Source organism: Guptibacillus hwajinpoensis (genome assembly GCF_001039475.1).
GTDB lineage: Bacteria > Bacillota > Bacilli > Bacillales > Guptibacillaceae > Guptibacillus > Guptibacillus hwajinpoensis.
The window spans coordinates 704124-716762 of the sequence record NZ_LELK01000004.1 but is presented as its reverse complement, the minus strand read 5'-3'; the positions used below and the strand labels follow the sequence as shown (position 1 = coordinate 716762).

Below are 12639 nucleotides of genomic sequence, written 5' to 3'. Positions count from 1 at the left end.
AGAGCCTTTCTTTTGTCTATTGAGCTAACGTAAGACCTCATTGGGTCAAAATAGCGTTTAGCTCCTGACTTAATGAAGCAACACTCTCATCTGTTGGGATAAAGTAATAGACGCCGTCTATTCGTTGGTCCGTTCCATCGAACGTCATGCTTTCAATGCTAGATGAGCTAACACCTGAGTATGCTTTTTGCAAAGCAAACAATTCAGTTGGTTTAAGATTCGTTTCAATGTTGTTGCCGATATGTTGCGCAATATCATCTAGCTTCATTAAACCTGAAGCTGAAGAGACTTCATCCATAGCAGCTTTAATCACTTGTTTCTGTCGATCGCTTCTTCCAAAATCGCCTCGTGGATCACTTTTCCGCATTCTCGCATAAGCAAGAGCTTCCGTTCCATCAAGGTTCATTGGACCTTCCGTAAACTCTGCCCTACCACCCGGAACATCTGTGTGAGCAATGAAGTCAAATGGAACGTCAACAGTAATGCCGCCGATCTCATCAATTACATCTTTAAAACCTTCGAAGTTTACTTTTACATAATAATCGATTGGTATATTTAGAAAGTTCTCGACTGTATTAATGGTCATTTCGGTTCCACCATATGCATGAGCATGGGTGATCTTATCTTCGATTCCCTTGCCTACAATTTGTACTCTAGAGTCACGAGGGATACTTAGTAATTTTACTTTTTTCGTATCTGGATCAATCGTTGCGACCATCAACGTATCAGTACGTCCATTCTCTCCACCTGTTGAATAGTCTTCAATACCCATAATAAGAATTGATATAGGATCCTTCGTAACCGCGACCTCTGCTTCTCGTAAAGCTGATTTATCGCCTCGTGAGAGCCCCTGATAGGAGCCTGATGCGGCATCATAGGCATTATAAGCAAGATATGCGCCATACCCGATAAGGATCAAAACAACGAGAAGTACAAAAGTTAAAGTTCTGCGAAAAAAACTCTTTTTTCGCCTTCTTCTCATCCTTGATTGCTTCTTTTTCATTATTCATTCCCCGCTTTTTCCAAACTTCTCATTCTTTACCGTTACCTTCGTAACAAAGTGTGGTAAAATTCAAGGAGTTTTTTTTCTTCGCATGACCAATTATACTTATTTTCAAAGGCTTTTCTAGCGTTATCGCCCAGTTGTGCCGTTTCGTTAGGTTGATTTAATAGTTGTGTAATTTTTTCGGCAATGTCTCTAGAATCTTCAGGATTAATCACAAGTCCACCCTGACTATCTTCCATCACCTTCCTATAATGAGGAAAGTCTGAAGCAATAATGGCATTGCTTGCTGCCATGTATTCAAATAACTTGTTAGGTAGCGCTACAAGATGGTTAGGATATGGCAAATATGGAAGAATACCAATCGATGAGCGATTAACATAGGAGGATATTTGTTCGTAGGGTACCCTGCTTATAAAGGATACATTCTCTTCAATCCCCTTTTCCTTAATCAGGTTAAATACTTCTTCTTTAAATGCATCAGATTCAAAACTTCCTAGAAAAAGAAGCTTTGCTTGAGGAGCATTACCAACTGCTTGACTAAAACCATCCACAAGCTCAAGGACGCCTCTAATTTTTGTAATCCCACCTAAATAGATAAGTTGATGCGGATCTTTCTCTCTTTTTCCTTCTGGAAACATTTGTTTAAGAGGATAATTTTCAATTTTGCATCCCTTATAAGATGAATAACGGCGACCAATTTCCTCCGTTGTATAGATCACACCGCTTATTTTCATAAGCGCGATTTTTTCTACTGCAATATAAGCAAATTTCATCGGTACTTTAATGACGGAAGGAATATACTCTCTTCCCATTATTGTATTTGGATAATGTTCATGAACATCATAAATAACGGGCTTCTTTAGCACCATTTCAATCATTACGCCTACAATCATAAGTTCTGGATCATGAAAATGGTAGATGTCCGCATTTGTATTTTTTGCTAATTTATATAGATGGAAAGTAGATAGTATTCGTTCCTTAATACTTGAAGGACGCTTAAAAGTGATAAGAGGAATGTCTTCAGACTCCTGAACTTCTGGTTCAGGAGCAATGAGAACAACATCGTAACCGGCTCTTTTTAAACTTTTACACTGTTTGTGATAAATACGTCCATCATAAGGTGAATGGATGGAAGTGATGACACACGCTTTTTTCATTGAGACCAACCTTTTACACTATAGAGAGTGGATTGCAGTAATTGAGCTAAATTCTTCGATAGCTCCTGACGGTTATACCTTAAGAGCATTTTGCTCCTAACGTCCTTTTCTAGGAGCTCCATGATTTCTGGATTGGACGCCGCTTCGACAACGACATTGGCAAGTGACTCGGCATTTTCAGGTTCAAAAAATAATCCTGCATTCAAGCTTTTCACAATATCCTTTGATTCTCCACCAATTCCTAGTAAAACAGGCTTATTCATTGCTAGGCAATCAAATAATTTAGATGGAATGGTGATTTCGAAAAGCGGATGATTTTTCAAGATCACTAAACAAAGATCTGCTGCTGCATAAAACCCATTTAGCTCCTGCTTTGCTCGGCTATCTAGGATTAATACATTATGAAGACCTTTTTCTTCTTTGTAGGTCTTCAGTCGATCCTTCTCAGCACCTTCTCCAATAAGAACAAACGTTATAGAATGATCTTGTTTAAGGCGCTCTGCCGCTTCGAGAACTGTATTAAGCCCCTGCGCAATTCCCATGTTGCCTGCATAAAGAATAATGAATTGATCTTCAAGTCCATATTCATTTCGAATTGTTCTTCCATCTTCAGGCAACAGTTCACCCGTTTCGTTAGGATTAACACCATTTGTAATTACATCAATTTTGTCTTCCGATATCCCTTTTTCAACAAGGTAGCGCTTGTATCCATGCGTCACAACGATAATATGATCTGCCTGGTTAAACAGAAACCACTCAAGCTTACGCGCAAGTGTTAATAGCTTTTTATTATTGATTTGGTTTAAAACCTCGGCAAAGTCGACCCATAGATCTCTCACTTCGATGACAAATTTCGCACGCTTCAGTTTGCTTAGTACATAACCAGATAGACCAGCAAACAGCTGAGGTGTTGTAGCAAATACAACATCAGGTTTGCTTACAAATAAACCTGAAAGAATCGACGTCACCATAAACGATAAATAATTCAACATTCTACGTAGCGTACTTTTCTTCGTATCTTGTACGACGAAAGAACGAATAACCTTCAAACCAAGATGTTTGCTGGATTTGATGAACTTTTTAGAAGAAATATGATTAGGAAAAGCAGTAACAACCGTTACATCACAGCCTTCTTCTACTAAATTCATTGACATATCATAGGCACGCGCTTGCGCTGCACCTATCTCCGGGGGGAAATGTTGAGATATATACAGAATCTTCATAATAAATCCTTTCCCTCTTAACAAGAATACGACATTTAAACACTTCTTCCATTATACTTCGTTAAGATTCGAATGAAAAGTTGATTACTGAAACCGTTGAAGCTGTAAAGGAAAATTTACAGCTCCTTAACATTTGTTTCTTTAAATGAGAGCGTAATTTCCGCTCCAGAATGCTCGCTTTCCGCGGGGCGGGCGGTGAGCCTCCTCAGCACGCTTGGGCGTGCCTGTGGGGTCTCACCTGTCCCGCTAGTCCCGCAGGAGTAGAGCATCCTTCCGCTCCAATTAGAGAAGTATTGCTCTTTAATTAAAACCAATCTCAAAACTAAAACCTTTAAGAGAGACTCTTTTCATAGACGTTGTTGATATAAATGAGATCGTAATTTCCGCTCCAGGATGCTTGCTTTCCGCGGGGCGGGCGGTGAGCCTCCTCAGCACGCTTGGGCGTGCCTGTGGGGTCTCACCTGTCCCGCTAGTCCCGCAGGAGTCGAGCATCCTTCCGCTCCAATTAGAGAAGTATTGCTCTTTAATTAAAACCAATCTCAAAACTAAAACCTTTTAGAGAGACTCTTTTCATAGACGTTGTTGATATAAATGAGATCGTAATTTCCACTCCAAAAGAAGAAACCTGGTGAGGTCACCAGATTTCTTGCGTTTTGGTTAGCTTATGAAGTAAGTCATAATAGCGGGAAACCACATGTTCAATTGAATAATGCGACCGCACTTTGGTCAAACCATTACTTATTTGTACAGATCTTTCATTAGCGTCATCTAGAAGATGATTCACAATCGTTGCACAAGAATCAATATCGTGGAGTTCATAAGTTAGCCGTTCAAGCGTTTCAGTGTAAATCTCAGGAATGGCTCCAACTGTAGGCGCTACTGCAGGGCATCCACAAGCCATTGCTTCAATTAAGCTCATCCCAAAGGATTCTCCTTTAGAAGTACTAACGGTACAGCCTCCACTTTCGGCGACCATAGAATAGAGTTCAGGCATTTCACTATACTCCATTCGATCAATCCAGTTAATACTCACCGTACGCTTATTTACTTCATCAAGGAAATGCTTTGTTGCTTTCAGTGAAGCCGTCTCACCACCCACAATCCAGAAAACACAGTCATCTCGATATTGCGCAAGTTTTTCAGCTAGATCGAGAAATCCAACCCAATTTTTGTGATCGTTTAACTTTCCTACCCAACAAATGATCTTCTTATTGGTGATCAATTCTGTCTTTCTTGGAGTAAAGAGGGTCGTATCCAAACAGTTCGGAATCACAAAGGTCTTTTCCTCTGGTGCATGGTAATCTTCTATGATTCGTTCTTTGCTAAATGATGAAGGTACAATATAGCCCTGAAAAGCGTTCGAATCCTCTTCGACTAAGTAGTTAAGCTTATATGATATACCATGAACTTCCTGGATGATTGGCGTTTGACATTTTTGTTCGATTAAGTAGTCTGTTATTTCTTTCGTATCAATCGCAATAATTAAATCAAATTGCAGCTTGGTAATATACTCGTATATAGGAGCAGGCTCTGATAGAACCTTCAATTTCTCATAATCTCCAAATGCTGTTCTTCCCCCATGGTCTGATAAAAAGACAAAATGGGGATCGCTAACATTTCGTAAATAACCAAGTCTGTTTGCGAGTTGCGTAGTAACACCGCCAAGCAGTAAATAGCGGTAGATATAAAGTATTTTCATAGACTGCCTCCCCTTTCACCTGAATGGAGACACTGCTCTATACCATCACTCATTGTTTCCACATTTGTAGAACGTAAGAAATCGTTCTCTTGGATGGGATCGCTCCAATCCTTGATATCATAAATCGGTAAACCAATCGCATGCATCATTCGAATAGCCGCGTTTTGAGCTTGATGAGAAAGTGGTACGATTCCACCAGTCCACCTTTGGATCCGTTTCGTCACTTCATCACAATGCGTGTACTCTCGAATTTTCAATCTGTTTGAGCGAATAGGCTTGGTTTCTGGAACATTGTAGCCGATTAATTCAATGGTTAGATCTGCATTTGCCACTAGCAATTGCTTTAGAAGATTGTAATTTAAATGATCCTTCGCTAAGTCTCCAATAAAACCTACGATTCGTTTCGTAGTTTCAGTAGAGCCTTCATATTTGGGAAGGCGACTCTCTTCTATTGCTTCAAAAGGAACCATACTCCCCATTCCAGCAATAAAGTGATCTGGTTGAAGCGTATCAACTAAAAATGAGTGAGCCTCACTCTGAGACGATATATCCGATGCATTAAAATAATAGATCCCCCATCTTTTCCATTGAAGGCGACCTATTTTTTTGGCTAGCTGAAGAGCTGCTTCTGTTATGACTAACGTCGGTTGTTTGAAGAAAGAAACAAGTTCCCAGAATTCTTTCTGACTGATTTGCCATAACTTACTTGCTTCATTAAAAACTGGCTGTATCGTATGTTGTTCTTCACTAGAAACATAAATAACCTGAGAACCTTTATTCAGTAGAGAGCGCGTTAGTTGATGGGAAAATTTAAGACTATTTTCACTGTAGTACTCTGCTTCTCCCATCACAATTGTGACGTTCTCGTTACTAAAATAATTAGACACTACTGTATGTTGATCCATGGTTTTTGTATGTAGGTTAACCTCTTTTGAATGAGGTATAAGTTCTAGCTTCTCTTTATGGCTGAGCTCCATTAACTCCACCTGGTCTTGCAGTTTTTTCCTCATAAAAGGAATACTCATCTTAAGCTTACTCTCTTCTTCCAACCGTGCTAACTCAGCTTCTTTTTTGGATTGAAGAGCTGCTTGAATCTTCAATTCTACCTCTTCATCAATTTGATCGATTTGGCCTTTTATTTCACATAGAATTTGCTCTACTTTTCCTTTTGGCGGATCTGTGTTTCTCCCAACCCAATTCACATATTCTGCATCAACACGTTTATCAAGTTCTTCAAACGCAGTTAACAGAGAGGTCCATTGCTTTGATAAATGAAGAGCTTCTCTAAGTTTATGAGTAACAATGATTTTCCCGTTTGGTTTAAGCAATCTTTTTACATTCTCTATATTTTCAGTGTCCGCTATAGCTTCGAGACGTTCATCAATAATGACCGTGTCAAAATAGTTTGTAGGAAAAGGGATGTGATCGGATACGTTTCCCGTCCAGAAAGACGAACAACTGCTAAATGACTGATCAATTATTCCTGAGCGATCTGGATGGAATAGATTAACCATATCTAACTCATCATCCTTATTTATAAGGGACAAGATCCCTGGTGATTGACTAATTTGGAGGATATGACGACCTGAAGCTCTAGAGCCACACCATCTTAGCCTGGCTATTTGAGATTTAGGTAAAGAAAGACGTTCACTTTTCAGGTGTTCTAACTGATTTTTTAACATGCCATTCTCCTGATTTTTACTGCACATGCAGTTTATTAATGGCTCTTTTCTAAAAGGTTGTTGTTTTTGAAAGAGTTCTTGAAAAAAATCACACTTCATAGTTGATTGGAGCGGAAATTAACCGTTACTCTTATCGCTAAAGCAACAACGTCTATGAAAACAGCCTTATTAATTGAATACCATTTATTAGAATTATATATGATTCAGCATGTTCAAAAAAGGCTAGTGTCCTAATTCGTTAAACAATCGAAAGAAATAATTGAAAAAGCTGTCGGAAGAGCTACTCCGACAGCTTTCAATCTCAAGAATATTATCCCCAGAAATTACTGAGAATTTGATTTTTCTCATTCTCATCTTCAATCAGCCCATCAATATATCGGTTTTCAAATGACGTCGACATATTATTGGAGTGAATTACCTGTACATAGTTTCTAGGCTCTAACAATTCATGATTTAAGTTATGAACAGATAGATGTCCTTTTACAGGGTGGCGCTTTCCTTCAAGGTACTCAGCTACGTTATAAATTAACGTGTAGAAAGGAGGAGACTGGATCTTTGCAGTCGCCACTTTATCTGAATACTCGTCATAGAAGTAGCCATACTGATTGATGAGAGCCTCAGTACCTTCTTGTGGTTCGTGATTCTTAAGAAATTCAAAGTAACCTTTATGGTACATATCATCAGAATCAATTCGAGCAAAATACACTTCATCATAATCCTGGATTTCTCGTTCAAGTGTTTTGTTATAAGCATTTTTAGGCACAAACTTAATGTTTTCAGGAAGTGGATCATGTTGTTTAAGAGCGTTTAATACATGTTCTTCTGAGCGCTGATCATATTGAAGGATCGTCGTAAAGTCTTGATTCGTTTGAGCTTTAAGACTTTTACACGTATATTTCATAAAGATCCCCATGCGGTGATCAATCCATTCCTTCGTCAAACGGTTGTCATTCACATCAGTTAATGCCCAGTTATTAAATGCGATTGGTACTAAGATCTTACGTTTCACCATCATCACTCTCCCAAAAATATTCTAGTTGTTTGCTACGACATTGGCCACAATCATTTCAGCCATTTGCTGAGCACCATTTTCTTTCATAAGAGCAAGTGCATTCTTCCTCATGTCGCGATTGTTATCTTCATCTAACGCTTTTTCAATCGCTTGTTCAAAGTCAGAAGCTCCAGGTTCTCTTAATACAATTGCAGCCCCAGCATTTCCAGCGATCATTGCTCTAGCTACTTGATCATCTGTTTTCGTGTTTTCATTTGGAATTAAGATTGAAGGGACTCCAAAGTACATCACTTCATGGAACGTGTTGTATCCAGTCGCAGTAACGATTAGATCAAACGCATTGAAATAAATCGAGTTGGGATAATCCCTTAGCGTAAGGACACGATCCATCTTAAGATCCATTCGGTTACCAATAATGGATTCGCCGATGACCACAAAAACATCGTCTCTCTTTAGTAGCTCATTGAGCAAGATTGAAATGGTGGAGTGAATGTCGTTGATTTTACCTGCACCTAGCTGCACGTAAACCATCTTCATGCCTTCTGGAATATTCCATTGCCTACGGACACTTTCTCGGTCCTTAAGCTCTTCTCGATCAAGATACAGGACTGGTTCACAGTACGTTTTAATACCTTCTTTACGTAAACTGTTTTCCCCACCAGCTTCACCAGGTACATACACTTCGTCGAATTCACTTTCCTTCGATTCAACAAGCTCAGCCTTACCTTCTTTATGCTGTCCACGCTTGACCCAAATTTTCCTAAGGCCATCTTTCTTACGCATTGAAGCCACAAGACCCGCATATGGAAATGCACCATCAAACACAATCGTCTCTGGTTGGTGGATACTAATCACGGTTTCAAGATGGTCACGCAACATAGCATTCCATTGCTTTGCACTCATTTCCTTTGGAAATAGCATTTTCGAAGGTAAATGATATCCGAGAAAACCTTCCTGTAGAATTAAGTGCATCGCAGAACTTGTTGTGTGAAAAATGATTTTCTTAGATGGGTCGATTCGCTTCACTCGTCTTGCAATCGCAAGTAAGCGCGTTAAATGACCAAGACCAGCTCCGTTTGTAGGTACAAAGAGAATTGCATTTCCATCATCAATTGGTTCAACCTCAAACGAACCTGAACCATTTATATTCCGTCCTAACTTACCACTCTTCGCATCGCGATAAATCCGAAGTAGACGCTTCGGAAGGCGAATGGCTCGACCGAAAGATTTCGAAGATCCCATAACCGCATCACCGATTAGGTACCTTGCGGAGGCATTAGAATTCATATGATTGACGATATGCTGAGCTCGATTGTACCTCTGGGTTACGCGAGCAAGCTGTTTATCTTTCTTAGTTGTTTCATTCTTCACACTCTTCAACTGTTGTTTAAGTTCGCGAATCTGGAATTGCTGTTGAATCATCTGTTCAAGATTTTGGTTCGCTACTGCTTTCGCAATAGCGTCTTCCTCGTCTTCATTTTTTGTCTGTACTTCTTGCTGAGTCACATTCAACTTCTGCAGTGATTTCTCCAGTTTCAAAATCGATGCGAGAAGATCGCTTGTTACTTCTTGCTTGATTCGTTCCTCAGAAAGTACAGTCCTTGGTTCACCTATAAAGTAGAAGTAGCCATCTTCAAATCCCATTGAAGTTGCGATGAAAAATTGATTTAAACAAAGAACGACTTCTGAGATGTCTTCAGTAATATTAACATTTAACGGCAGTTTCACTGCTACGGATCCGTTTAGTTCATCTGCTAGAAGCGTATGAACACCTTTCAGAAAAGCTTCTTCAAAGAAACGCTTTGTAAACGATCCTTCGAGAATAACCATATCTGAATTGTAAGATCGAAGTATTTCTGAATCATAGAAATTACTCTGTTGTAGCGTTACTTTTTCACGAAGTTCACGCGGCAATGTTTGGTACATTTCACTTTTGGTTTGCAGTTCCTCATCATAACGAACGAGTTCAATGACCTGTTGATCAAGCTTTACAAGTTCTAGTGAAGATTGTGTTTCCCCATTTCCAGAAAGAACTAGAAGGGAATTCGCTTTTTTCCCCTGTGAAACCAATTTATTATTTAAGCAACCCTCATTAACCGAAACTGTTATATTTTCTGTATAAAATGGGCTAACATCAAAATTCATTCAGAATTCTCCTTTTACTTCAATTACTTTGGATTGACGCTAGAATTTTCTTCAACATTCGTAGGTAAATCAAAGTTCTGCTGTCCGCCTAGAAGCGTTACTTTACCTTTCGAATCTTTGTAGTTCTTCGTCACATTCCGCGTATCATAGATAAGCTTAGAACGACTAATCACATAATCGTAATCCACTGTTGTATGGTCAGTTGCAATCACTACCAAATCAGCGTCATCTAGATTCTGGTCGTTCAGCTCAACGGAATAAACCACTTCATCTCCATTCTTGAAGCTAGATACAAACGGATCATGGTAATACACATGAGCTCCCTTGTCTTCAAGAAGGCGATAAATTTCAAGTGCAGGAGATTCACGAAGGTCATCAATGTTTTTCTTATAAGCCATACCAAGGATAAAGATCTTAGAACCTTTAATCGACTTCTCATTATCGTTTAAGATATCTGCTGCTTGGTTAAGAGCATATCTTGGCATATTCCCATTCACATCGCTTGCAAGCTCAATGAATCGGTTGTAGAAGTTAAACATTTTTGCTTTCCAAGAAAGATAAGCTGGATCAAGCGGGATACAGTGTCCGCCAATCCCTGGTCCAGGATAGAATGGCATGTAACCGAATGGTTTTGTCGCTGCGGCATCAATTACTTCCCACGCATTAATCCCCATTCGATCACACATCATTGTAAGTTCGTTAACTAGTCCGATGTTAACACTACGGAACGTGTTTTCAAGCAACTTCACCATTTCTGCCACGCTCGTTGAGCTAACAGGAACGATGTTTTCAAGGAAAGAACTGTAGAGAGCAACACCTAGTTCAAGGCATGGCTTTGTTGCGCCACCAAGTACTTTTGGTGTGTTCTTCGTATTAAATTGCTGGTTACCTGGATCGACACGTTCAGGTGAGAAACAGAGGAAGAAATCTTCTCCAGCACGGAAAGAAGTTTGTTCTTCAATAACAGCTTTAATTAACTCATCTGTTGTTCCAGGGTACGTTGTACTTTCAAGAACAACAAGTGTGCCTTCTGTCATATACTCAACTAACTTTTCTACAACAGCATTGATATACGATACATCTGGTTCTTTCGTCTTTGCAAGCGGTGTAGGAACACAAATGCTTACAGCATCAAGCTTAGAAAGAACAGAAAAGTCATCACCAGGGAAGAAGTTTTTACCGATGATCGCTTCAACTTGCTCATCGGAAATATCCATCACATAACTCTTCCCTTTACTTAGAATGTCCATTTTTTCTGTAGATACATCGATTCCATATACTTCAAAGCCTTTTTGAGCCATTTCCACAGCAAGCGGAAGTCCTACATATCCTAGTCCAATAACCCCAACACGTGCATTACCTGTTTCAAACTTATTTAGCAAAGATTCCTTCATCTCATTCATCCTTTATAAATGTAATAAATTCGTGTTGATTTGGGATTTACCCACTTTTTCATACTTAAATCCAGCACGTTCTGCTTTCTCTTTATCGATCATGTTCTTTGTATCATAGAGTAAAGCATGACGCATGAGAGGCGTAAGTGCTTTTAAATCAAGCTCTTTATACTCATTGTGATCTGTCAGCAGCACAAGACAATCGGCATCTTGTACAGTTTGTTCGACTGTCTCACATTGATTAGTAATTCGTTTATCTAGAACATATGGATCATGAACAGAACAGCTAATTCCCATCTCTTGTAAGTGTTGCAAAATAGTGATCGATGGACTTTCACGAGCATCGCCAATATTTCCTTTATAAGCTAGTCCAAGTAGCGCCACTTTGGGTTGATCTATACCATCAATGCACTCCTTGATTTGGGTTGCAACAATTTCTGGAACACCATCATTAATGGATCGTGCTGTTCTAATTAGCGTCGCATCTTCTGGACTAGCTTCAACAAGAAACCATGGGTCAACAGCGATGCAGTGACCACCAACACCAGGACCAGGCGAATGCACATTCACTCTTGGGTGACAGTTAGCTAATTCAACAGCTTTCCAAATATCGCAACCAACATTTTCTGCAATTCGTGCTAGCTCATTTGCGAGCGCAATGTTCACATCACGATAGGTGTTCTCCATTAATTTTACCATTTCTGCTGTCGTTGCATCAGTTTGGTGAATAATTCCTTTTACAAAGATTTTGTAAATTCGCTCCGTCATTATGCTCGACTTAGCATTAACTCCTCCTACAATGCGGTTGTTATTCACAAGTTCCTCTAGCAGCTTACCAGGTAAGACCCGTTCAGGGGAGTAAGCTACATGAAGATCTTTACCAACCTTTAATCCTGTTTCCTCAAGAATAGGCGCAAGAACCTTCAATGTTGTTCCAGGTGGGCTTGTTGATTCAAGAACAACAAGATTGTCCTTTTGTAAAAATGGATTAATCATCTTTGTTGCAGACCTAACGTAGTTCAAGTTTGCACTTTTGTCAGGATTAACTGGAGTCGGAACTGCAATAATAAAGCCATCTGCAGGTACCGGTGTTGTGCCAAACGTTAAGTTACCAGAATCAATTGCTTCAACAAGCATCTCACCTAGCCCAGGCTCTTCAATATGAAGCGCCTTATTCTGTAACGTCTCAACTACTTGTTCATTTATATCGACACCATGAACCTTAACACCATGCTTTGCGAACATCACAGCGGTAGGAAGGCCAATGTATCCTAAGCCCATTACGACAAGTTTCATCTTTACAACTCCTCACTTACAGTAC

General features: G+C 39.5%; 9 protein-coding genes. All 9 read right to left on the bottom strand.

Annotation, left to right across the window (positions count from 1 at the left end):
* Positions 1 to 37: 37 nt before the first annotated feature.
* On the bottom strand, positions 38 to 1003 hold the full coding sequence (locus AB986_RS13705; RefSeq protein ID WP_048311677.1) for an LCP family glycopolymer transferase: 966 nt from the start codon (positions 1001 to 1003) through the stop codon (positions 38 to 40).
* Between the two features lie 41 nt (positions 1004 to 1044).
* The gene (locus tag AB986_RS13700) at positions 1045 to 2163 is read right to left on the bottom strand and encodes a glycosyltransferase family 4 protein (RefSeq protein WP_048311676.1); all 1119 of its coding nucleotides are present in this window, start codon (positions 2161 to 2163) and stop codon (positions 1045 to 1047) included.
* Positions 2160 to 3386 (bottom strand): glycosyltransferase family 4 protein, encoded by a 1227-nt coding sequence (locus AB986_RS13695; protein ID WP_048311675.1) that lies wholly within the window; start codon positions 3384 to 3386, stop codon positions 2160 to 2162. Before AB986_RS13695 ends, AB986_RS13700 begins: the two co-directional genes overlap by 4 nt.
* 634 nt (positions 3387 to 4020) lie before the next feature.
* Entirely contained in the window at positions 4021 to 5085 is a 1065-nt protein-coding gene (locus AB986_RS13690) for a glycosyltransferase family 4 protein (protein ID WP_048311674.1), read from the bottom strand.
* Positions 5082 to 6767, bottom strand: coding sequence for a methyltransferase domain-containing protein (locus tag AB986_RS13685; protein ID WP_048311673.1), 1686 nt, complete (start codon positions 6765 to 6767; stop codon positions 5082 to 5084). Before AB986_RS13685 ends, AB986_RS13690 begins: the two co-directional genes overlap by 4 nt.
* A 310-nt stretch (positions 6768 to 7077) precedes the next feature.
* A complete protein-coding gene (locus AB986_RS13680) occupies positions 7078 to 7779 on the bottom strand; it encodes a glycosyltransferase (protein WP_053216188.1) in 702 nt (233 codons plus the stop codon).
* A 21-nt stretch (positions 7780 to 7800) separates the two neighbouring features.
* Entirely contained in the window at positions 7801 to 9924 is a 2124-nt protein-coding gene (locus AB986_RS13675; RefSeq protein WP_048311672.1) for a glycosyltransferase, read from the bottom strand.
* Between the two features lie 23 nt (positions 9925 to 9947).
* Positions 9948 to 11318: a nucleotide sugar dehydrogenase gene (locus AB986_RS13670; protein ID WP_152670993.1), complete on the bottom strand. Its 1371-nt coding sequence runs from the start codon at positions 11316 to 11318 to the stop codon at positions 9948 to 9950.
* 12 nt (positions 11319 to 11330) lie between these two features.
* The gene (locus AB986_RS13665) at positions 11331 to 12614 is read right to left on the bottom strand and encodes a nucleotide sugar dehydrogenase (RefSeq protein WP_048311670.1); all 1284 of its coding nucleotides are present in this window, start codon (positions 12612 to 12614) and stop codon (positions 11331 to 11333) included.
* Positions 12615 to 12639 lie beyond the last annotated feature (25 nt).